The sequence below is a fragment of the Terriglobus saanensis SP1PR4 genome (genome assembly GCF_000179915.2).
GTDB classification, from domain to species: Bacteria; Acidobacteriota; Terriglobia; order Terriglobales; family Acidobacteriaceae; genus Terriglobus; species Terriglobus saanensis.
Map to the genome: position 1 here is coordinate 2001012 of NC_014963.1, position 22333 is coordinate 2023344.

Consider the following 22333-nt stretch of genomic DNA (forward strand, 5'->3'; position numbering starts at 1 on the left):
ATGGTTCTCTCCAGTGTGAGGTGGGTTCAACTTACAGTTCGATCAGCAGCCAGCCACTCGACACCGGCACGGCTACATAATGCCTATAAAATACGGCCGGCGTCAGTCGGACTGGTTCTGTCGCCGGTGATGCCGAGTCATCTTCTATCGTCGAGACGTCCCCCGATGGCGTGTAATGCGTGCGCATCATCATCGGCGCGTGCTTCGAGTTCGGGACCGTGAAATCTCTCGAATCTGTCGAGAGCCCCGTCATCTTCCTGAATGCTTTCTTGTGTGTCGCACGAACTTTGATGAATCGAGCAGACCTCACACGGAACGATGCAGGCTCCGCCCGCGCACCAGTGAACGTGTCCATTTGATTGCTAGTCGGTACCGTCGCCACATTCATAACAGGCACCACGGATGCTTTAGTGGCGGCGACTTGCACGGGCTCATCTCCAACGTGCACAAGCTGGGGTATATGCACCATACCGCTAACCGCAGTCAACAACACGGCAGCAGCAGTAGCAGTAGCCCATGCGGATTGGGCTTGCGTCCAGGTAGACGATTGATCTAACAAAGCGTGAACGCGTTGTACGAGCTCAGACTTACGCTCCCAGGCCGTAAGCGCTAGACGCAAACGACTGTGTCCCAGCCGTTGTTCCGCAAGCCGGGTGAGGCAGGCAGCGTAGGCGAGGGGTTTTCCCGTTTGAGCTACAACGGCGGAGTCGACGGCAAGTTCTCGCTCTTTGCTGATGATGCGATTCAGCCAAAACAGCCCCGGATTCAATGGCGAGAGAATGAGCCCCACTTGCAGTACCAAGTTCATCCAGTCGTCGCCGCGTCGGAGGTGTTCACACTCGTGCAGAGCAATTTGCTGAAGCTCGCTCTCAGAAAGCCGGGGCACCAGCCAGTCTGGAAGTAGTAGACGTGGTGAGCGGAAACCCAGAATCGTTGGTGAATCTACGTCCGGCGAACTGCATAAGATAGCGCGGCGAGAACCTGCAGCAAATGCGGTTGTGCCCTGCACCTGCACCGGAATGGCAGCCCGCTGAACAGCGCAGAGATGATGCCATGCGAAGTAGAGCTGAACACTGCGAAAAGCTGCAGCGGCCAGCCAAACAGCAGCAATTGCAGCGCCGACCCATGGTGCAAGTTGGAAGCTATGCTGCCCCGAGCCCGCTTCCCCTCCATGAAAACTGATGAACGGGAGAAACAGGGCGCCAGTGAACATTGCGATCAAGAGGGAATGACGAAGGCTCGCGGAAGCGCGCGGCATAAGGCTGCACAGTGTTATGCCCATCAGCACCATGACAAGCCCTTGCCACAGCCCCGCGACGCACCCCGCAGTCAGCAACGCAGAAACATGAAGAAGGGATGGCATCATTTGCTTTTCCTCCTCGTTTTTTGTCCGGCGGCAGCTTCTGCTTCGGCGATGGCTCGCTTCAGTGCTTGTAATTCGTCAAGGCTCACGTCTCCGCCGCCAAGAAGGGCGAGCATCAGACGTTCGCGGCTGTCGCCGAAGAATCGACTGATAACGTTCCGCACTTCGGACTGTTGCGCATCTTCCTCCGCAACTACCGCGGTATACAGAAATGCGCGACCTTCCTGCCTGTGCTCGACGTAACCCTTTGTCTCGAGAATTCGGATCGTCGTCAGAACAGAGTTATAGGCGAGACGGCCTTCCGCGGGCATAGCCGAAACCAGATCCTGGACGAAACACTCTCCGCAACGCCAAAGCAGGCGCATCAGTCTCAGTTCGGCTTCGGTCAACGTATTGGAACGGTTTCTCGGCATATTCGCGCAATGTTGAGACGGGCAACTAATAAATTAGTTAGCGCACCCAAAAACATCCAGGCGGCAACAGTTGATGGGTTCGCTAAGCATTCTTCAAATATAGTTCGATCGTCTCACTCGTCCAAGTGGAGATCCCACTGCCGAAGAAGTCCCGGTCTTCAGTCCAAATGGGGCACTTCAAAAGAAGTGCGGATGCGACAACCGGCAGTCCTCTTCGTCACGGGAGATCATTCGCTCACGCGCGGAGGCTTCGTGCTCTTCATAAAGACTTCTGTCCACCACCTCAATCAAACGCGACAGGTGATCGAGCAGCAGAATTCCAGGGGAAGGATCGATTCGGCGTTTTTCCGAGATGGAAGGGATGTACTTGCGTGCATCCGCAAAACAGATCTCCGGAGCGTAGAACGATACAGAGTCTTCGTAGGTTTCGAGGAGGCTACGTACGCGCACGCCGAAGACGGCTCGCAGGAGGATGTTCGCGTCGAGCACAAGGCGCTTCTGATCTGTCATCGCTTCTGCCTAGTCCGCCACCGATTAAAACCGGTGACCGCTTCGTCCTCAGAGATCCCCTCGGCATCCAAGACTTCCTGCCAGCGGGTCGAGGCCTCACGCAACGCTTCTTTGTCTGTATCGCTGCGCTTGCGGCGAGCAGGGATAAAGTAGCCCACCGTATCTCCATGACGGGTGATCGCCACGGGGGATTCTGATTCCAAAAGGTACGTGGCGAGCTTGTCGCGGAACTCTCTCATTCCAACCTTCACGGCTTCCGTAGCAACTCCTTGAGTACCAGTGCGTACACAAGTGTACCATTTGGAAGATATTCTGGACCCGCCACCCCTGCCGTCGCGCGACAGAACTTGCGATTGAAATTCGACGTAAAAATGGCCAAAACTCCTGCAAACTGAGGGACAGGGCAAAGGTTCAGAGGGCAAAGGTCGCGGGTCCGATAAGGGGCCAATAACCGTTGCCGTGGGTCCAATAAGGCGCTCAGGTAGCCATCCGCTACGCCTGGTATCAACAAGTTACGCAACACGGATTAGCTGTCACGGCAGAGGTCGCGGTCGGTTCGGCAACAGGCAAAGAGAAGATAAGCTACATTCAAGATCGGGACAGCACGGGATCGGCAAGGTGCCAGGCATTGCGGACGCTGTCTTGCAGCTGCAACTGGCGAGCTTTGACGAACGGCGCGTAGCTCTTCTCTGTTATCTTGACCGATGAGTGACCCAAGAGCAACGAGACCTGGTCGATCGGGACGCCCGCCAACAGATTTTCAACCGCAAAGGTATCGCGAAACATATGGGGATGGCAGCGCTTGGGCGCGCCATCCAATCTCTTGATGTCAGCGATCTCAAATAGCCTCCGAAAAGCTCGCTGCCAGTTCGCAACGGCGCTTTTGGGGTCGCCATTTCCGCTCCAGAAAAAATATCTTGGGTTTGGCTTGGCTCCTGGCGGCAGCTGCTTGAGCGTCTTGACGACAAAAGGAGGCAGAGGAACATAGACGGGTGTTCCGGTCTTTGCCTGATAGAGAAAGAGATCGTCTCCCTGTAGCCGCGTCTTCTCCAGCGTCACGGCATCCCGTATACGAAGTCCCGCTCCATCGCATGATCAGTGTCATGGCTCGGATGCGGATTCTGAGATCTTCAAGCGGAATGAATCCACCGCGTGGATCACCGTAGATATAGGTCGTATCCACGATCTTATTGAATTCATCTCGGGGGAAGTAGTCGGTTGGCACATGGACCACTTTGATCTTTCCTATCTCTAGCGTCGGGTTGTGGGTGATGTATCCACGCCGGACGCATGACCAAAAGAAACCAATCAAACGCTCCTGTTTTTTCGATTTTGCGAGGGCACCATCCGTCCATGTAGAGCGAAAGTTCTGGACTGCATCCAGATCAATCTCGTCCAAGTATTCAAAGCCTTCGCCTATCGCCCAGATGAGGAATTGCTTCCGGAACGTCGTTTCAAGCTTCGAGAGAGTGGATTTCTCCAGATCTCGGCTCCTGGCATCGGTCAAATATTTATCGACGGCAAATTGGATTGTGATTCGTTTCCTCTCTTGAGATTGCACTCGGTGAGATGGCCGTGAACCAGCTTGGACAGGATCTGCAGGAGGAATGAAGTGGGTTGGGGAATTTTCTAACGTGTGGAAAGCCGGAGCCGGGATCAATTTTTGTTCGAGATTGCGACGAAATTCTTCAGCGTGTTCCCAGCTGCGCGTCTTGGCACTTCGACGAATGAACTCGTCGTTGACCGTTCCCCAAACCCACTTTGGGCACCTGCAACGTTTCCAATTTCGGTCGGCCGAACGGGGACAGTGCGCAGAATGGCGAGTGTAAATCGACAACATAAACGTCTCCGGCCAAGCAATCTCGCAATCGCCCAGCTGGATCCATTGTACAAACGTTGTACAATGCTATAACGCGCTTTGTAAATTTATAATAATAAACAGTTTAGGTATGGTGGAGGCGGTGGGAGTCGAACCCACGTCCGAAACTACCAATAGCAGAGAGCTTTCATGCTTTTTCACGTTCGTTAGTCTCGTCTCGAGCGCTTGGAACGGACGAAGAAACGCCTGAGACCAGCCTGATCGATCTCATCCTCGGCGCACAGGCGGAGCGCGTTGGACCAGCCTACAGTGCGACGCTCGCCACCAGCCCGTAGGCGAAGCCGATGGAAAACGGCTACTTAATTAATTAAGCAGCAAGCGCGAATTGAGGTTCGGCACTTATAGTTTTTGTGAGCGATTACGGGTGTCCACACCCCGGCATGCCTCTCTACCACAAGCAATCCCGTCGAAGCCGTGACGCCCCCACACTTGTGGAGATGCTTCTACAGGTGCATTTGCAGCACTGCAAAGATCTGTATTCATTATAAGCGCTCAAAAGGCCTATCTAAGAAAGTCCTGGAAGCGTCTGCTTGATCCCTTGCATGTTCTTCCACGGATCGGACTTCAAACGCGCCTTCCAGTTCTCAAAATCCTGAATGCTGAAAGCCGGATGCTTGGGCGAAGCAAGCTCTTTCCATGCCAAAGGAACAGAGACGGTAGCGCCCGGACGAGCTCGTGGAGAGAAGGGGGCCACGGCGGTAGCGCCGCGTTCGTTGCGAAGGTAGTCGATGTAGATCTTTCCCTTGCGCGCGGACTTGGTCATCTTGGTCAGGTAGAGGTCCGGTTGTTCTTTCTCGAAGGCTTGCGCGAAGGCGTGGGACCAAGCTTTTACCTGTGTCCAGTCATGGTTCGGCGTCATGGGAATGACGACGTGAAGGCCCTTGCCTCCGGTGGTTTTGAGAAAGCTCTTCAAGCCGATCGTTTCCAGACCGTTGCGAACGCTCTCCGCGCTATCGGAGAGCTGCTTCCACGTAATGGCTTCGTCCGGATCCAGGTCGATAATGATCCGGTCGGGATGTTCCAGATCCGAGTTTTTGGATCCCCAGGGATGGACTTCGAGCACGCCCATCTGGGCCAGACCCGCGAGTGCTTCCGCAGTATTGAGTGTGATGTACGACTCCGGTTCCCCGGTCTTCTTGTTGGGAACCATCACGCTCCCGATCCCGGGTGGAAGCATGTGGTTGGTGTGCTTTTGAAAGAAACACGGCTTACCGCTTCCTTCCGGGCAGCGAACGAGCGAAAGTGGCCTGTCTTCAATGTGCGGAAGCATGTGCTCCGCAATGGCCCAGTAGTATTCCGCCAGCTGAAGCTTGGTGATTCCCGTGGTCTCGTCCAGGATCTTCTCTGGATGCGTCAGGCGAACCGGCACCGTGGTGCGTGGTGCATCTTCCGATTTAGCCTTCTTGGCCTTTGCAGGAGCGACCTTGGCGGCGATGCTCGCACTCGGAACTTTCACGGAGACTCGTGCCGATCTGGGCTTAGGAGCCACGGTGGCTTCTTCGCGGCGGACGTCAGCGGCGAGCTTGTCTTCGCGGAGGCCAAGGTACGAGGCTTGGCGAACAAGATCGTCCGCAGTCCATGTGGCAAAGCGGACCTGCGCAAGGAGTTCCGGTTTGACCCAGTTCGCATCGCGCTTGGCCACGGCTGGGATCTGATCGAAGGTTACGGATTTTGTGCGAAGACCCTCAAGCTTGTCGCGCAGCATGCGATGGATCTTCTGGGTGAACCCCGTACCGGTGCGCCCTGCATAGATCAGTTTTCCGTCGCGATAGTAGCCCAGCAAAAGGGAACCGATCCCGTAAGTATCGTTGGAGGGAAGCGTGAAGCCCCCAATAACGAATTCTTGCTCGCGGACACACTTCGATTTGACCCAGCTCGCGTTGCGTCCGGGAGTGTATGGCGCATCTGCGCGCTTGGAGATGATGCCTTCAGCGTGCAGCTCACAGGCGTGTTGGAAAACGGACCCTCCGTCAAGGTGGAGATGTTCGCTCATCTGAATTTCAGTGGAGGAGGGAAGGATCGCTGTGAGGAGCGACTTGCGCTCTCTGAGTGGCAGCTTGCGCGTGTCGGCTGCGTCCAGATGGAGCAGGTCGAAGACAAAGTACGTCATCGGATGCTTCTCTCCCTGTTCGAAGGAGGCCTGTAGCTTTGCGAAGCTGGAGATGCCGCTCTCATCCAGCACGACGACTTCGCCATCGACAAGCGCATCTTTAGCTTTGAGACTTCGCAGAGCTTCAGCCACAGGCTTCATGCGATGCGTCCAGTCCAGACCGGTGCGCGTGAGCAGTTGGATCTTGTCTCCCTGCTTGCGTGCCTGAATACGGTAACCATCAAGCTTAAGCTCATGCAGCCAATCGCCATGTTCCGGTGGCGTATCGGCATGAGAGGCCAGCTGAGGCGCGATGAAGTCAGGCAGTTTTTCCTTTGGAAGAGGAGCTAACTTGGCTTTGAGATCAATAACCTTTTCCGAGGCTTTTTTTTTATCTTCTTTAGGGGCAGCTTTTACAACGGCTTCAGTCTCTGGTGCTTCTGTTTGGTCGGAGCCCACCTGCGTGTCGTCGTTGCGGAACCATGCCTGGCCCGCGTTCTTCGTACGGTTCGACTGCCATACGTGCGTTTCGGCGGCGGCAATCTGTTCGAGCGACCTCCCTGTGACCACGGAGTTCGGTTCCTCCGCCGTGACGCAGGGATCGTCCTTGGTGCGTTCGAACTCGTCATGTTCTTTAATCAACAGCCAGTTGGGTTTGTTCCCAGACATGTTGTTCATGCGGACCAGGGTCCAGTTGCCCTTCATCTTGGTGCCGTTCATAGCGAACTTCAGGGTACCTTTGGACAGACCTTCGTCCACATCGACATGCGGCTCCCATGTGCCCTGGTCCCAGACCATAACCGTCCCGCCGCCGTACTGCCCTTTGGGGATGATGCCTTCAAAGCCGCCGTACTCCATGGGGTGATCTTCCACCTGCACGGCAAGCCGGCGATCGCCGGTGAAGTAGCTCGGTCCTTTAGCGACAGCCCAGCTTTTCAGCACACCATTCCAGCCAAGACGAAAGTCATAGTGAAGATGGGAGGCGGCGTGTTTCTGGATGACGAAGGGGAAAGCGTCGCTCTTCAGCTTGGAAGATTTCGAACCTCCGCTCGGTTCCGCCGTGACACCAAAATTCCGCATGGAGCGATAGCGAGCTAGCTGAGTGTCGATCTGATCGCCCGCGTCAGCGTAAGGAACGGCTTTCTTTGCCGCCGCTTTCTTCACGGCGGTTTTTGGGGACGCAGACTTGACCGCCGCCTTTGCAGAGACCTTCTTCGCCGCTTTTTCCGTTGCGGTTTTCTTTGTGGCAGACTTCTTTGCCGGGGCCTTTTTTGCAGTCGCCATCTTCATCCATCCCTACGCTGATTTACGACGTGCCGTTTTTGCCGCTACCTTGCTACCTTTCGCAGGTACTAATGTCGGACCTTTGCCACTGGCTTTTGGTATCTGCTTTTTAGTTACTTTCCGTTCTTTTTCTTCAACTTTTGTCGATTCCTTCGCGTCAGACTTTAAGCTATTGCGAAGGGCATCCATCAGGTTGATGACCTTGCCTCGTGCCGGAGCGGGTTCTTCATCCTGTGGGATAGGCTTATTCTCCACCTTGGCTTCGACCATCTCCTTCAAAGCAGCTTCGTACTCGTCGTGGAACTGGGAAGGATCGAACTTCGCCGTCTTTCGCTTGATGAGTTCCTGCGCGAGTTCAAGCTGGTCCTTCTCGACTTTGACCTTTTTGATGTCCGAGAAGTAGGTTGCAGGATCGCGAAGCTCCTCGGCGTAGCGCATGGTGTAAGCCATCATTCCGGGATGCTCCTCGGTGCCCGCCGCAGTAATGGCAAGCACATGCTCACGTCCACCGAAGGCGATCTTTCCCAGTGCGGCCTTGTTGGACGCTTTCAGCGCCTCCCGTACGACGATGAAGGCTTCCACCTGTTTATCGCCCTGGGGCGTCACGAAATAAGGCTTTTCAAAGTACTCGGGGTCGATTTCATCCATCGAAACAAACTGCTGGACGTCGATGGTGTGCTTCGAAGGAACGCGCAGCTTTTCGATCTCTTCGGGCTCGATCTGGATGTACTCGCCCTTGCGGTACTCGTAGCCTTTGACGATGTCGGATTTCTCGACGGGCGCGTCGTCATTGGAAGAGACCTTCTGGTGGCGGACACGTTCTCCGCTACCACGATGGATCTGATGGAAGTGAATCTCGCTCTTTGCTTCGGTTGCGACAAAGAAGCTGACAGAAAAGGAGACCAGGGAGATCTGAATTTGACCGGACCAGTAGGGACGCGCCACACCACACCTCGCACGCGAACGAGTTTTCGCGTACAAAGTACGATTCATCCGATGGGTTTGCCGATGCCTGCGAGTGTAACTGTCTACAGCGCTTAGCTCATTCTTTTGATCAGATTCTGCATTGTGCCCAGCGCCGAGAGTAGATTTGCCTGCTCCTCTTCACTGACCTCCTTGATGAGATCGGCGAGCACCTGCACCCTGCGGTTACGGCCGTCGAGGAGCAGCCTTTTCCCCTTGATGGTGGCGGAAATATGAATCTGCCGACCGTCGTCTTCGTCTCTCGTTTTCAGAACGAGTGCCTGTTCCTCCAGGGCGCGGACGATGCGCGTCATCGTCGGCGGACGGACCTGTTCCGCCTCCGCCAGTTTTCCCAGGGTGATAGGTCCGTTGAATACGATCATCGAGAGTGCCGAAAGGCGTGGTGCGGTTGTTCCGCTCTCCACATCAGCCCGCCGTAGTTTGCGCAGCAGGTGGATGGCGGTGGAATGGAGTTCCTCTGCCAGTTTCTCAGGATTGGGTTGATTTTTCGTTGACAGGTCCTCGCGTTGTTATCATAATTCATTAGCAATGCTAACGATTGGAGATTGCTATGACTTTGAAGACGCATACAGATGTAGAACTAAAGGAAATCGCGCAGATTGCTTTTACGGTGAATGATCTGGCGGAGGCCAAAACCTTCTATCAGGAGATCCTGGGGCTAAAATTCCTGTTCGATGCTGGAACGATGGCCTTCTTCCAATGCGGCACGATACGCGTGATGATCGGGCAGGGGGAAAAGCCGTCCGGTTCAGAGGGAACGATCGCTTACTTTCGAGTTGCCGATCTTGAAGCGACGTCGAGTTCTTTGGAATCTTGCGGAATTGCATTTCTGCAGAAGCCGCACCTGGTGGCCAGGATGAAGAGCCACGATCTCTGGATGGCATTCGTGAAGGACCCGGCGGGCAACACGCTTGGACTTATGAGTGAGTTGGAGAGAGGACAGTAAATTCAGAAGCTGTCGGGTGCCCCATTTCATCGCAGTTTTATCGCGATGAGTGGGTAATGAGCGAAGCGCATCCCTTTGCAATCTGTTGGTACGCTCCGCGCGACCCCACCCTTTGCGGGGTAAAGCTGCGCAAAGAATGGGGCACGGGGTTATGGATGCTCAGCCAGGAAGGTATCAATCTGTGCGAGTTCGTCGGTTGAAAGACGAAACCCGCTATGAGTGACGATCTGTTCGACCTGCTGAGCGTTCCGGCCACCGACGATGGAAGCGGTGACGGCTGGATTGCGCTGGGTCCAGGCAATCGCGACGACACCGGCAGGGACGTTGTGGCCCGCGCCAATTTGCTTCAGTAAATCGGCGATGGCCAGGTTACGCGTGATCTGTGGCTCCTGATAATTCTTGGCCCGCTTGCGGAAGTCGTCTTCCGGAAAGGCGGCGATGCGCTCGCGCGTCATGGCCCCGGTCAGCAGGCCGGAGTGCATGGGAGCATAGGCGATGGTGCCGATGTTGTGTACGGCGGAGTAGGGAAGGACTTCCGCCTCAATGGCGCGGTTGATCATGGAGTAGGGCGGCTGGTTAGACGTAATCGGCGCGATTTTGCCTACGAGTTCCATCTGTGCAGCGGAGAAGTTGGAGACGCCTATCCAGCGGACTTTGCCTTCCTGCTGAAGTTTGGCCATGGTGCTCCAGGCTTCTGAGATCTGTTCCTCGGGCTTGGGCCAATGCATCTGGTAGAGATCGATGGTGTCGGTCTGAAGGCGGCGGAGACTGTTTTCCAATTCCTGCCGAATCTGCGATAGGTCGTTGTGGATCTCTCCTGCTTCATCCCACAGAAGACTGCACTTGGTGAAGACATAGGGCTTGTTGGAATGGCCTTTGAGAGCGCGGGCGACGACCTCTTCCGAGTGGCCGAGGCCATAGGCGGGAGCGGTGTCGATCCAGTTGACGCCGAGGTCAATGGCCTTGTGAATGGCGGCGATCGAGTCGTTATCATCCTGCGGACCCCAGCTGATCTTCGAGCCGGGCCCGCCGATGGCCCATGCTCCCAGGCCGATAGTGCTGATCTCCATGTCACTGTTGCCGAGACGTTTTTTCTGCATTGCGAAAAGCTCCTGGGGTTTGCCTAAGCGGTGGCGAAGGTCTCTTCCTTCATGATGCGGTCGTAGGCGGGGAGGGTAAGAAAGTCTGTGAAGGTATCCGAGCGGACGAGTTGGCGCATCAGTTCTGCTGCCTTTTCGTAGGCGGCCATGCGCTGATCATCGACCTTTTCGCGGGCTGCGGTGAGTTCGGAGTCGATAACTCCGCCGACCATGTCGGCTGTCACGGAGCGGCCATCGTCCAGCTTGGCGTTGTGGTGGACCCACTGCCAGAGCTGAGCGCGGCTGATCTCCGCCGTGGCGGCGTCTTCCATCAGATTGAAGAGAGGAACGCAGCCGATGCCGCGCATCCAGGCTTCGAGATAGCCGAGACCCACGGCGACGTTCTGCCGAACGCCTGCTTCGGAGATGGTTCCTTCGGGAATGCGGAGAAGATCTGCTGCTGTCACGGTGTAGTCGTCGAGCTGCTTCGAGATCTGGTTCGGTCCGGGCATCAGGCGGTCAAAGACCTCAAGCGCAATAGGCACAAGGCCGGGATGAGCGACCCATGTGCCGTCGTGGCCGTCGGAGGCTTCGCGTTCCTTGTCGGCGCGAACCTGAGCAAGGGCGCGGTCATTCGCTTCTGCGTCGGACTTAATCGGGATGAAGGCGCTCATGCCACCCATGGCGTGGATCTGGCGGTGGTGGCAGGTTTTGATGGCGAGCTTTGAGTAGCTGCGCATGAAGTGGGTGGTCATGGTGACCTGTCCACGGTCGGGGAGGACGATGCTTTTATCCCCGGAGAGCTTTTTGATAAAGCTGAAGATATAGTCCCAGCGGCCGCAGTTGAGGCCAGCGGAATGGTCGCGGAGCTCGTAGAGGATTTCGTCCATCTCGAAGGTGGCAAGGATGGTCTCGATGAGGACCGTAGCGCGGATGGAGCCCTGCTCTACGCCAAGCTGCTCCTGGGCGCGGACGAAGATATCGTTCCAAAGGCGTGCTTCTCGATGCGACTCTATCTTGGGCAGGTAGAAATACGGTCCGCTGCCACGCGAAAGAAGTTCTTTCGCATTGTGGAAGAAGTAAAGACCGAAATCGAAGATGGAACCGGACATCGGTTCGCCGTCAACGAGCATATGCTGCTCTTCGAGGTGCCAGCCACGCGCGCGGATGAAGAGGACAGCCGGATTTTCTTTCAGCGCGTACTGTTTGCCGGTCTTCTCGTCCGAGAAGGTGATGGTACGACGCACGGCGTCGCGGAGATTGATCTGGCCGTCGAGGACGTTACTCCAGGTGGGCGTCGTGGAGTCTTCAAAGTCCGCCATGAAGACCTTCGCTCCGCAGTTGAGGGCGTTGATGATCATCTTGCGATCGACAGGGCCGGTAATCTCTACGCGACGGTCCTGCAGATCGGCAGGGATGGGCGCAGCCTTCCAGTCCCCGGCGCGAATGTCTGCAGTCTCCGGAAGAAAATCGGGGAGAATGCCTGCATCGATCTTCTTCTGGCGTTCGATGCGTGCGGCAAGAAGCTCTTTCCGCTTGCCGTTATAGAGGCGCTGCAGATCCGCAAGAAATGCGATGGACTCGGGGGTGAGAATCTCATTCCATGCGCCGGTGATGGGAGCTTTGAACTCCACTCCGTCCAGATGGGTTGGCATTTGTTTTCTCCTGAAGTTTTATGCGAACTGCAGGCTGACGTGGCCTGCATGGGTGAATTGCACATCGATCTTTGCGCCTGGCTGGACCCAGGTCGCTCCGGTCCAGCTACCGGTGGTGATCCAGTCCCCCTTGTGGAGGCCGCCGGTACGGGCGGATCCTTCGTTGACGAGATGCAGCATGAGGCGAAGGAGGTCGGTCCCGCCGGGGTTGGAGGCGGTGCGTTCCATCTCGATTTTGCCGTCGATGGCCAGGGTCACGCTCTCCTTGCTCCAATCAATGGTCTGCCAGTTGGCGATCGTGGGGCCGGGGACGAAGCCGCCGTGCATCTGCATATCGCTGAACATCGCCATACGAGGCGCGGTACGTGGGTCTTCCAGACCGGCTTCGAGGACTTCGATGGCGGGATGCGCGCTGGCGATGGCCGCAATCACCTCTTCGCGGGTGTAAGGCTCGGGGCGTAGCGGAAGATCCTGGCCGATCAGGAAGGAGATCTCTGCCTCGACGCCGCGGAGTCGGTGGCGAGCGTCCGAGAGGATGCTCGCGTTCTCTTTCATCCAGGCCTTGGGCATGGGGGCGAAAAAGGGAGTATCCGTAGCCGAGGGTGCGCCGACCTTCCAGCCGCCGTTGGGGCCGAAGGTGGGAGCGATGGAGTCCTGAATGAAGTAGGCCTCATCCAGCGTCTGGGGCGTGTGGGCTTCGTGGACCGAAGCGAGTGGTTTGCCGTGTTGGCGGGCTTCGCGCAGGGCGTCTGCAACGCTGGTAAGTTCTTTCTTTCTTTCGTCCGAAAACATAAATCGAATCCTCGCCGCTGATTGCGTCGCCTTACAGTCTGGCTTAGAGAAAGGGGATGCGCAACCTATGGTGTGTGAAAGTGAGAGGAAAAGAGATTCGAAGACACGATGAGTGGCGTCATATCATTGCAGGTTAGGAGCACTCATGCTTATCGGAAAGTCCCCCGAATTCAAATCATCCGAGATTACGCCACGCGAACGATTTCTCAATCGCCGCAATCTCATCTTCGGAGGTCTCGCGGCGGCGGGTGCAGCCTACGAGCTGCGGCACGGCCTGCCACCCTACGTTTCGACGGGCGTGGTGCAGGCCTCGAACAAGCTGCCAACAGTTCAGAGCCAATATACGGTTCCCGAAGCTCCGACCCCGAAGCAGAAGGCGATCACGTACAACAACTTTTATGAATACGGGACAGGCAAGTCCGATCCCTCGCACTATGCGAAGAACCTGCGCACCCGTCCGTGGACGATCTCCATCGAAGGCAAGGTGCAAAAGCCTCTGACCTTCGACATCGATCAGCTGGCAGGCTACCGTCCACTGGAGGACCGCACCTATCGCTTCCGCTGCGTGGAAGCGTGGAGCATGGTGATTCCGTGGGTCGGATACTCTCTTTCGGAGCTCATCAAGGCATGTAACCCTCTGCCAAGCGCGAAGTACGTGCAGTTCCTGTCGCTCGACGATCACAAGCAGCAGCCGGAGCGTCCGGACAGCTATGACTGGCCGTACAGCGAAGGTCTGCGCATGGACGAGGCGATGCACCCTCTGACGCTGCTCACCTTTGGCGCGTATGGCGAGACGCTGGAGAACCAGCAGGGCGCGCCGGTTCGGATTATTGTCCCGTGGAAGTATGGCTTCAAGTCGGCAAAGTCGATCGTCAAGATCCGCTTCCTCGACAAGCAGCCGCCAACCACTTGGAACGATCAGGCCCCCAGCGAGTACGGCTTTTACTCCAACGTGAACCCGAACCACAGTCATCCACGCTGGAGCCAGAGCCAGGAGCGTCATATCGATGCTGCGCTGTTTCCTCGCACCATCAAGACGCTTCCGTTCAACGGATATGCGGACCAGGTGGCGAGCCTGTATAACGGCATGGACTTGAATAAAAACTTTTAGCTCGCCAAGGAACGATGAACAACAACGCGATCCGTCTTCTGAAGCCTCTGGTTTTTCTGTTCTGCTTGCTTCCAGTGGCTGCGCTTGTGCGACAGGCACAGCAGGGAAACCTCGGCGCCGACCCGGTCGCCCACATCACGCACTTTACGGGCAACTGGGCGATGTACATGCTGCTGCTGTCGCTGGCGATTACACCGGTGCGGCGGATCTCGTCGAAGCTGGCTTGGCTGATCCGGTTTCGCCGAATGCTTGGCCTTTACGCATTCTTCTATGCCACGCTGCACTTGGCGACGTATGTCTTTCTCTTCTCCGGCTTCGACATTGCGGGAGCGTTCAGTAATCTGCGAATCCATGATTTCCATGGGATTGCGGAGCAGTGGCGGGCCGTCTGGCCGGTCATGGTGACCGATATCCAGAAGCGGCGCTTCATCCAGGTCGGCCTGCTAGCGTGGTTCATTCTGTTCCTGTTGGCGATTACTTCTCCGCAGTGGGTGATGCGGAAGATGGGTGGAAAGCCCTGGCAGACGCTGCATCGCTCTGTTTATGCGGCTGCGGTGCTGGCGGTCATCCATTTTGCGTGGACGCTGAAAAAGGGCAATCTGGAGTGGTGGAAAGACGGCCTGGTGCTGGCGATTCTGCTCGGTCTGCGCATCCTTTGGTCGCTGCAAAAGCGTTTTGCTCAGGGAAGGCCTAAAGTAGCCGTATCACGTTAGGCGCAACTTCTCTCCTTGGGATCGCGTCTTTACCGTGGACTCGCCCATGGGCGACAGGAGTTTGCATGCGCCTTCGGTCCGCCAGTAGATTCGTACTTCTCGGCACGATGATCGCGGTCTCAGCCCATGCGGCGGAGCGTAAGCCGAAGGCCAAGGTCAAAGTACAGGCCGTTGCAAGCGCTCCGCTCTCTGCGCGAGAGAGGGCATCGCAGTTTCTGGATCGCTTCACCTTTGGAGTGAGGCCGGGCGAGGTGGAGAAATTGGTAGCTGCGGGGCCAGATGGTCCCGACAAGTGGTTCGAGCAGCAGCTCAAACCAGCGGCGATTCCGGATGGCGATCTTGAACGAAGGCTGCGCGACTATCCCACGCTCAACATGACGTCGCCACAGGTGCTGGCAACTTTCCCGGATCGCGGAACGATTACCCGCATCGCAGACGGCAAGGCGCAGCCTCCAACCGATCCCCAGCTCGCCGCAGTCTATGAGGTGCAGCTTTACAAACTGCAACTCGAACGCGATGCCAAACGTACGGCGCAACTCAATGCAGCGGCTGCCGCCCCGGCGGGGACGGTAGATCCGCAGAAAGAGATCGACAAGGCCACAGCATCGCGCATCGCCGGGCAGCTTTTCTCTCTTCCCAAGGGGGAGCGGATGAAGGCGCTGCTGGCCCTGCCGGTTGCGGACCGCGCCGCCTTTACCTTGAATGTCGCGGGACAGCAGAAGACCACGCTCATGGCGGACTTTACTCCACGCGAGCGCGAGTACTTCAACTGCATGGCGGCCGGTGTCGGGCCCAGCTACCTGGCCCTGAACGAACTGACGCAGGCACGCATTTTGCGGGACATCCTCTCCGAACGCCAGTTGCAGGCGGTTATGGCGGATTTCTGGTTCAACCACTTCAATATCTACGCTCCGAAAGACTCCGACCAGTGGTACACGACGGCCTACGAGCGGGACGTCATCCGCAAGAACGCTCTGGGTAAGTTCAGTGACCTGCTCATGGCCACGGCCACGAGCCCGGCGATGCTGGTCTATCTCGATAACTGGCTTTCCATAGGACCCAACTCACCCGCAAATGGTGGAAACAACGCGAATGGCAAACGGGGCAATCGCGGACTGAATGAGAACTATGCACGCGAGGTGATGGAGCTTCATACGCTCTCGGTGAATGGCGGTTACTCCCAGGCGGATGTCACCAGCCTGGCGGCGGTGCTTACGGGCTGGTCGGTCGATCATCCAGAGCTTGCTGGACCGTATCTCTTCGACCCGAAGAAGCATGAACCCGGACCAAAGCAGTGGCTGGGGCAGACCATTCCGGCAGGTGAGGCAGATGAGGGTACAACGGCGCTCAAGGCGCTGGCAGCGAGCCCGAAGACCGCTCACTTCATCGCGTGGAAGCTCGCGCAGCGCTTCCTTGCAGACGATCCTCCGGCACCTGCCGTCGACCGCATCGCCCAGACCTACATGAGCACGGACGGAGACATTCGTGCCATGCTGCGAACGCTGGTGCAGTCGCCGGAGTTCAACTCTCGCAAGTACTTCCGGAACAAGGTGAAGACGCCGGTGGAGTTTGTCGCGTCGACCTTTCGCACCACGGCGACCGATCCAACGAACCCCGGCGTGATAGTCCAGTCGATCGACCGAATGGGTATGGGGCTCTATCGCGCTCTTCCACCGACGGGCTATTACATTACGGCAGACAAGTGGATGAACACCGGCGCTCTGCTGGACCGTCTGAACTTCGCCCTGATGCTTACGGCCGGGAAGTTCGGTGGACAGCGCTTCGATTCGTCGCGTCTGCTCGCGCTGGGGCTGATGTCTCAACCCGCAGGGACGACCCCATCCACCATCGCCTCGCGCGCAAGTGTAAAGGCCGCACCATTGAACGGGGCACCGTCCGCCGCCAAGGTGCGTGAAGTACGCATTTCACAGCGGACTTCAGATTCTGAGATGGAAGACGCTGCAACGCCCGGCATCACTGCAGCCACTGGCGCAAGTTCCGTAGCTACGGGAACCGGGGCAGAACTGGCTCTTTCCGTTCTGGAGACTACGCTGGTCGGTGGAGAGGTTTCGGCGCAGACGAATGGCCTTATCCTGCAGCAGCTGCATCAATCTGCATCAGCAGGCGCGGCCAACTCGGCGTCCACGCTCGATATGCTGACGGCGCTGGTTCTAGGAGCGCCGGAGTTTCAACTACGCTGAAGCGCCGCGAGGACCTCTTCCGGTTCGGGGCGAACGCGGAAGTCTGCATGTGCTTCGGCGAAGGTAATGACACCGTCACGGTTCACCACGAAGGTCGCGGGAATAGGAAGCATCCAATCTCGCTCCAGTGCCGCATCCGCGGAAGCCATGACGTTACGCCCAGCATTAATAAAAGGAATATTTACAAGGATGGAGCGGTAGTACCGCTGCATCTCGGGCGTGAGCGCATAAGCCACACCGAACTTTTCCGCCAGCGTGCAGCCCTCATCGCGCAAAAGCGGGAAGGGGATGCCATGCTGCTGCACGGTGAAGTCGCTCTGCCTCAGCGTCTGCGGAGAGATGGCGACGACGAGTCCGCCCAGTTCGCGGAGCCGAGGCTGCAGGTCGCGCCACGTCTCCAGTTCCGTGACGCAGTAGGGGCACCAACGGCCACGGAAGAAGTTGATCACGAGCGGACCGAGCGAAAGCAGGTCGCTGGATCTGATGATTTTTCCGCTGATGGCGTCGGGGAGAGCAAAGGCGGGTGCAGTGTCCCCCACCTTGAGCGCTCGGTCTTCGATGCCGCTCTCGAAGAGGTCTGCAACCGCACGTTCGCCGATGGCAAGACGTTCTTCTTGCACAAGCTTCCGTGTGTTCTGCGTGATCTCGTCGAGACGCGGCTGCAGCGCGGACATCACTACCGGCCGAAGCGGTTCATGCCGCCCATCTGACTCATCAGGCGACGCTGCATCTTGCCGCCACCCGAGCCGATGCCCTTGAACATCTTGCGCATCTGCGCGTACTGGCGGAGAAGGTTGTTGACGTCCTGCACGGAGGTTCCCGAGCCGCGTGCGATGCGCTTGCGGCGCTGGCCTGAGATGATCTCGTGGTTTGCTCGTTCGCGCGCCGTCATGGAATTAATGATGGCTTCGGTACGCGTGAGCTGGCCTTCGTCCACGTTCTCTGCCGCGGCCTGCAGGCCCTGGAAGGGACCGACCGACGGGAGCATCTTCATGATCGACTGCATCGATCCGAGCTTTTTGATCTGGCGCAGCTGATCGCGGAAGTCTTCGAGCGAGAAGCCATCTCCGGAGAGAGCCTTCTTGGCAAACTCTTCACTCTTGCCGCGATCGAGTTTTTCTTCCGCGCGTTCGAGCAGGGTAGCGACGTCGCCCATGCCCATGATGCGCGAGACGATACGGTCGGGATGGAAGGCTTCAAAGGCGTCCGGTTTTTCGCCGGTGCCGATGAACTTGACCGGAGCACCGGTGACGTTGCGGATCGAAAGTGCCGCGCCGCCGCGTGCGTCGCCGTCCATCTTGGTGAGGACGACGCCGGTGATGCCGAGCTGTTTGTGAAAGGCGTCAGCGGAGTTGACCGCGTCCTGTCCGGTCATCGCGTCGGCGACGAAGAGGATTTCGCTAGGGTTGAGCAGCTTCTTCAGGGAAGCCATCTCGTCCATCAGCGGCTGATCGATGCCGAGACGTCCGGCGGTATCGACGATGAGAACATCGCAGCCGAAGTTTGCAGCTTCGCGCTTGGCTTCGCGTGCAAGACGTTCGACGAGAGGCGTGCCTGCTGGCTCTCCCTTCAAATCGCCGAGATAGATCTGTGCGCTGATGGACTTGGCGACGATCTCAAGCTGCTGACGCGCCGCGGGACGATAGACGTCGACGGAGACCAGCATGGGGCGATGTCCGCCCTTCTTCAACCAGGCCGCCAGCTTGCCGCTGGTGGTAGTCTTTCCGGAACCCTGTAGGCCTGCCATCAGAATGACGGTGGGCGGCTGCGAGGCGAACTTGAAACGGGCCGTATCGCGACCGAGAATCTCCACAAGTTCATCGTGAACGATCTTGATGACCTGCTCGGTGGGGGACAGCGCGGTGGCAACCTGCGTTCCCAGCGCCTTCTCGCGGACGTGTTCGATGAGCGTCCCGACGACGTTCAGGTTAACGTCGGACTCCAGAAGGGCGAGGCGGATCTCAACCAGCGCCTCGGTGATGTTTTCTTCCGTGATGGTGCCCTGGCCGCGAAGGTTCTTGAAGGCCCGCTGAAGTTTTTCCTGAAGATTCTCAAACATATCGCTTCCAAGTTTATCAGTCGCGCAGGGATATCCTGATCCAGGAGAAAAACCGCATGGCAGCGCCCCAACCCGAGCCTTGGCTTCGCCAAACGCATACCGACATTCCTGTGGTCCACCGTGCCGTGCTCCATGCCCTGGAGCAGGCCGGAGAGGATATTGAAGCCTGGTGCAAGCCACTCACGCTGGAGGAGCTTGAATCCCGGCCGCATGGACTTCCGTCGGTTGCGTTTCAAGTGCGGCATATTGCTCGGAGTCTCGACCGGCTGATGACCTATGCGGAGGGGAATCCTCTGAGTGAAGCGCAGTTTTCGGCACTTCGAACGGAAAGTGAGCCATCTCCGACCAAGGTGGAGCTATTTGCGGAGTTTGAGGGAACTCTCGCTAGAACATTGCAACGACGATCGGCTCTGCAGTCTGTAGATCTGAATACGCCTCGCGGCCTCGGACGTGCGGCGATTCCGACTACCGTCGGCAGCATCCTGATCCACGTGGCCGAACATACACAGCGGCACGTCGGGCAGGCGATCACGACGGCGAAGGTCGTCGCATCTCTGCGGAGCTAGTCGACGAAGGGCTTGTCGCGTGTAGCCAGAATGCGCGCCCAGAGGTGCTTAATGTTGCGCTGATCTTTCACTGAGCAGGGCATCACTTCGTCCACGCCGTGGCCTTTTTTCAGAGCCAGCACCGAGTTGCCGAGCGTGTTGTTTGAAAGCTTATCGCTCTTGGTTCCGACGACGAGGAAAGGGCGGCGGATCTCGCGCAGATAGTTGATGAGCTGCGTATCGGGCGGCTGCGGAGGAATATTGGTGTCCACCAGGCAGATGCAGAGCGCAAGCGTTTCGCGGTCGGCGAGATAGGGATCGATGAAGCCTGACCACTCCGCGGAGATGGATTTGGAGATCTTGGCGTAGCCGTATCCGGGAAGATCCGCGAAGATAACCTCGGGCTGGGGCCTCGGATCGTCATAGAGACCGAAGAAGTTGATGGAGCGCGTGCGTCCTGGGGTGGAGGAGACGCGAGCCTGCGTGCCGCCCAGAAGGGCATTGATCAGGGACGATTTGCCTACATTCGACCGGCCGAGGAAGGCGACCTCGGGGGCGTTGTGCGTCTGCGCTTCCTTGGGGAAGTGTGCTTCGTCGAAGGCTGAGAGCAGGAAACGGGGGGTGAGGCGCATCCTTTCATTGTAGTCGGGGATAAACTGTCGGCCTTATGATCAAGCGCTACGCCACTTTGATCGCACAAGACGTCTGATCCAGATTCTGCATCTTAAGTATCTTTAGTCTTGTAATTCAAATTGGTTCGCATAAACTTTGGAGTAACTACAGTAACCTCCCGAGGTATTGTGCGTAACCTACAAGACATAGACAGCGGCAAGCAGGCAGGGCCTGCGGTCGACCCGATACGTACGGCGGTTCGCTTTCCCCTTCGGTTAGAACTCATCCTGGATACGGATGAAGGGGAGTTGACCGCAACGACTGAGGATGTTTCCGCCAACGGCGTCCTGTTTTCCGTGGCGAAACTGCCTGCGGTCGATAGCCGGGTGGAGTTCACCATGATGATGCCGGCTGCCATCATGGGCCACGAAAATGACGTGGTGGTGCATTGCGTAGGACGAATCGTTCGTCATGATCGATCGGGCCAGACGCTGCGGGCTGCAGCCGTGATCGACGAATATTTTTTAAGGGCTTAGCTAAAATGTCTGAATTTCCTGGTAACGATCAAGATGGCACGGAAGATGAGGACGGTTTTTCCGGAGGGGTCCGCATTATTCTGGCCGACTCACAGGCCATTTACCGCGTCGGCCTGCGGAAGGTCTTTGCGCTGGAAGATGACATGCGTGTCATCGCGCAGGCCGAAACACTGGCAAACCTGTACACCGCGTTACAGCGCTATCCGACGGATGTCGTAGTCATCGAAGGTCAACTGATGGCCGGTGCGGTGGATGCCATTCCGGAGTTGGTGCGGCGTGCGCCACAGGCCAAAATCATCGTTCAGGTGCTGGAGTCTGACGAAGCGAATACGGTAGAGATGTACCGTCGTGGTGTGCGGGGTGTCGTTCCGCGCTCCATTTCCCCAGACCTGCTGATCAAATGCGTTCGGAAGATCGCGGCGGGCGAGACCTGGATCGACAATCAATCGGTCAGCTGGGTGATTGAGGCGTACCGATCACAGGCGGTTCAGTTGATGAATCCGCGCTCACAACCGAAGCTCTCGCCGAAGGAGCTTGCCATCATTAGCTGTATCACGCGGGGCATGCGGAATAAAGAGATCGCCTATCAGATCGGAACCACGGAGCAGGTGATCAAGAACTATCTCCGCAAGGTCTACGACAAGCTGGGGGTGAGCGACCGGCTGGAGCTGGCTCTTTACTGCATGCACCACCAGTTGCTGAAGCGCTATGCGGTAGAAGAACCGACAACCGAGATGGTGACGAAGGTCGTTTAGAGGTCCCGCGAAACTACAACGAGGCGCGCCAGATCGGCGCGCCTCGTCTGTTACAGGGAGTTACTGTTTATCGACTTCGAGGTCGATCGTGAACTTAATCTCGTCGCCAACGGTAGGAGGAGCGAACTTAGGACCAAAGTTGAAGTCAGAGCGCTTGATCAGGCCAGTTGCCGAGAAGCCACTGACAGTTTTTCCGTTATTGGTCTGAGGCGGGACAGGACCGTCGACATCGAGCGTAACGGACTTCGTCTGGCCGTGGAGGGTCAGGTCGCCGATCAGCTGCAGCTTGCCGTTGACGTTCTTCACCGAGGTGGACTTGAAGGTCAGGGTCGGGAAGTTGGCTACATCGAAGAAGTCGGGGCTCTTGAGATGTCCATCGCGCTTGTCGTTGTCGGTGTTGACGGTTGTGGCATCGATGGTGGCGATGACGCTCGACTTGCCCGGATCTTTCTCATTCCAAACAACATCTCCAGTTACCTTCGAGAAGGCGCCATGAACGTTGGAGACGGCGAGATGGCGGATCTGAAAGTTCACGCTGGAGTGGGCCGGGTCGATCTTCCAGTTGGAAACCTGTGCGAAGGAGGGCAGAGCGAGAGAAAGCGATGCGAGAGCGAGTGCAAAAATAGCACTACGCCGATTGAGGTGAGGTTTCATGGTCGGACTCCTTGAAGGACTTGCGTCCTGATTGTGCCTTATGGCTGGCAGCTGTAATGGATGTAAGACGACACCTGTTGGATTCTTCCGTTTATTTATCTCATAAGAAAGGCTGAAATCAGACCAAAAAACTTCCTGAAGGTGGATCGGGCG

The 22333-nt window shown here is 57.2% G+C and carries 21 protein-coding genes, 1 other RNA gene and 1 pseudogene; 7 read left to right on the forward strand and 16 right to left on the reverse strand.

The features are described 5' to 3' along the window. Positions 1–31 precede the first annotated feature (31 nt). From ACIPR4_RS08215 to ACIPR4_RS08250, 9 genes and pseudogenes are all read right to left on the reverse strand, one after another. Positions 32–1366, reverse strand: a complete 1335-nt coding sequence (locus tag ACIPR4_RS08215; protein ID WP_013568194.1) for a M56 family metallopeptidase — start codon at positions 1364–1366, stop codon at positions 32–34. Beyond that, positions 1363–1752, reverse strand: a complete 390-nt coding sequence (locus ACIPR4_RS08220) for a BlaI/MecI/CopY family transcriptional regulator (RefSeq protein ID WP_245536491.1) — start codon at positions 1750–1752, stop codon at positions 1363–1365. Before ACIPR4_RS08220 ends, ACIPR4_RS08215 begins: the two co-directional genes overlap by 4 nt. A gap of 106 nt (positions 1753–1858) precedes the next feature. Then, positions 1859–2286: pseudogene (locus ACIPR4_RS08225) on the reverse strand (PIN domain-containing protein). Continuing rightward, on the reverse strand, positions 2283–2525 hold the full coding sequence (locus ACIPR4_RS08230; RefSeq protein WP_041585996.1) for a prevent-host-death protein: 243 nt from the start codon (positions 2523–2525) through the stop codon (positions 2283–2285). Before ACIPR4_RS08230 ends, ACIPR4_RS08225 begins: the two are co-directional and overlap by 4 nt. Before the next feature lie 349 nt (positions 2526–2874). Then, positions 2875–3345 carry a tyrosine-type recombinase/integrase gene (locus ACIPR4_RS08235; RefSeq protein ID WP_041585997.1) on the reverse strand — a complete coding sequence of 157 codons (471 nt, stop codon included), beginning with the start codon at positions 3343–3345 and terminating at the stop codon, positions 2875–2877. Between the two features lie 891 nt (positions 3346–4236). Continuing rightward, positions 4237–4590, reverse strand: a transfer-messenger RNA (tmRNA) gene (gene ssrA, locus ACIPR4_RS22100). A gap of 80 nt (positions 4591–4670) precedes the next feature. After that, a complete protein-coding gene (gene ligD, locus ACIPR4_RS08240) occupies positions 4671–7538 on the reverse strand; it encodes a DNA ligase D (RefSeq protein WP_144312365.1) in 2868 nt (955 codons plus the stop codon). A 12-nt stretch (positions 7539–7550) separates the two neighbouring features. After that, a complete protein-coding gene (ku, locus tag ACIPR4_RS08245; RefSeq protein ID WP_013568198.1) occupies positions 7551–8483 on the reverse strand; it encodes a non-homologous end joining protein Ku in 933 nt (310 codons plus the stop codon). Between the two features lie 92 nt (positions 8484–8575). Continuing rightward, on the reverse strand, positions 8576–8926 hold the full coding sequence (locus ACIPR4_RS08250) for a MarR family winged helix-turn-helix transcriptional regulator (protein ID WP_187290268.1): 351 nt from the start codon (positions 8924–8926) through the stop codon (positions 8576–8578). A 146-nt stretch (positions 8927–9072) separates the two neighbouring features. Here ACIPR4_RS08250 and ACIPR4_RS08255 point away from each other — a divergent pair, with 146 nt between their 5' ends. Continuing rightward, positions 9073–9468, forward strand: coding sequence for a VOC family protein (locus tag ACIPR4_RS08255; protein ID WP_013568200.1), 396 nt, complete (start codon positions 9073–9075; stop codon positions 9466–9468). A gap of 149 nt (positions 9469–9617) precedes the next feature. On the opposite strand, the gene ACIPR4_RS08260 is transcribed toward ACIPR4_RS08255, so the two are convergent. From ACIPR4_RS08260 to ACIPR4_RS08270, 3 genes are read right to left on the reverse strand one after another with little or no spacing between them, the layout of a single operon-like run. Then, positions 9618–10568 carry an aldo/keto reductase gene (locus tag ACIPR4_RS08260; protein WP_013568202.1) on the reverse strand — a complete coding sequence of 317 codons (951 nt, stop codon included), beginning with the start codon at positions 10566–10568 and terminating at the stop codon, positions 9618–9620. 23 nt (positions 10569–10591) lie between these two features. Beyond that, a complete protein-coding gene (gene aceB / locus ACIPR4_RS08265) occupies positions 10592–12202 on the reverse strand; it encodes a malate synthase A (protein WP_013568203.1) in 1611 nt (536 codons plus the stop codon). Between the two features lie 18 nt (positions 12203–12220). Continuing rightward, positions 12221–12994 carry a 2-keto-4-pentenoate hydratase gene (locus ACIPR4_RS08270; protein ID WP_013568204.1) on the reverse strand — a complete coding sequence of 258 codons (774 nt, stop codon included), beginning with the start codon at positions 12992–12994 and terminating at the stop codon, positions 12221–12223. 145 nt (positions 12995–13139) lie between these two features. On the opposite strand from ACIPR4_RS08270, the gene msrP reads away from it, so the two are divergent. The 3 genes from msrP (at position 13140) to ACIPR4_RS08285 (ending at position 17019) form a co-directional block, all read left to right on the forward strand. Next, the gene (gene msrP, locus ACIPR4_RS08275; RefSeq protein WP_013568205.1) at positions 13140–14105 is read left to right on the forward strand and encodes a protein-methionine-sulfoxide reductase catalytic subunit MsrP; all 966 of its coding nucleotides are present in this window, start codon (positions 13140–13142) and stop codon (positions 14103–14105) included. A 14-nt stretch (positions 14106–14119) separates the two neighbouring features. Next, positions 14120–14818 (forward strand): protein-methionine-sulfoxide reductase heme-binding subunit MsrQ, encoded by a 699-nt coding sequence (locus ACIPR4_RS08280; protein WP_013568206.1) that lies wholly within the window; start codon positions 14120–14122, stop codon positions 14816–14818. 65 nt (positions 14819–14883) lie between these two features. Beyond that, a complete protein-coding gene (locus tag ACIPR4_RS08285) occupies positions 14884–17019 on the forward strand; it encodes a DUF1800 domain-containing protein (RefSeq protein ID WP_013568207.1) in 2136 nt (711 codons plus the stop codon). On the opposite strand, the gene ACIPR4_RS08290 is transcribed toward ACIPR4_RS08285, so the two are convergent. Further along, complete coding sequence (locus ACIPR4_RS08290; RefSeq protein WP_013568208.1) at positions 17007–17693, reverse strand: peroxiredoxin family protein; 687 nt, start codon at positions 17691–17693, stop codon at positions 17007–17009. The two genes, ACIPR4_RS08285 and ACIPR4_RS08290, sit on opposite strands and share 13 nt — an antisense overlap. A 2-nt stretch (positions 17694–17695) precedes the next feature. Next, entirely contained in the window at positions 17696–19078 is a 1383-nt protein-coding gene (gene ffh / locus ACIPR4_RS08295) for a signal recognition particle protein (protein WP_013568209.1), read from the reverse strand. Positions 19079–19134: 56 nt separating this feature from the next. Here ffh and ACIPR4_RS08300 point away from each other — a divergent pair, with 56 nt between their 5' ends. After that, positions 19135–19644, forward strand: coding sequence for a DinB family protein (locus ACIPR4_RS08300; RefSeq protein ID WP_013568210.1), 510 nt, complete (start codon positions 19135–19137; stop codon positions 19642–19644). Here ACIPR4_RS08300 and yihA read toward each other — a convergent pair. Continuing rightward, on the reverse strand, positions 19641–20255 hold the full coding sequence (gene yihA, locus ACIPR4_RS08305; protein ID WP_013568211.1) for a ribosome biogenesis GTP-binding protein YihA/YsxC: 615 nt from the start codon (positions 20253–20255) through the stop codon (positions 19641–19643). The two genes, ACIPR4_RS08300 and yihA, sit on opposite strands and share 4 nt — an antisense overlap. A gap of 168 nt (positions 20256–20423) precedes the next feature. On the opposite strand from yihA, the gene ACIPR4_RS08310 reads away from it, so the two are divergent. Continuing rightward, entirely contained in the window at positions 20424–20771 is a 348-nt protein-coding gene (locus ACIPR4_RS08310; RefSeq protein WP_013568212.1) for a PilZ domain-containing protein, read from the forward strand. A 5-nt stretch (positions 20772–20776) separates the two neighbouring features. After that, the gene (locus ACIPR4_RS08315; RefSeq protein ID WP_013568213.1) at positions 20777–21526 is read left to right on the forward strand and encodes a response regulator transcription factor; all 750 of its coding nucleotides are present in this window, start codon (positions 20777–20779) and stop codon (positions 21524–21526) included. A gap of 60 nt (positions 21527–21586) precedes the next feature. Here ACIPR4_RS08315 and ACIPR4_RS08320 read toward each other — a convergent pair whose 3' ends face one another. Beyond that, on the reverse strand, positions 21587–22180 hold the full coding sequence (locus ACIPR4_RS08320; RefSeq protein ID WP_013568214.1) for a YceI family protein: 594 nt from the start codon (positions 22178–22180) through the stop codon (positions 21587–21589). Positions 22181–22333 lie beyond the last annotated feature (153 nt).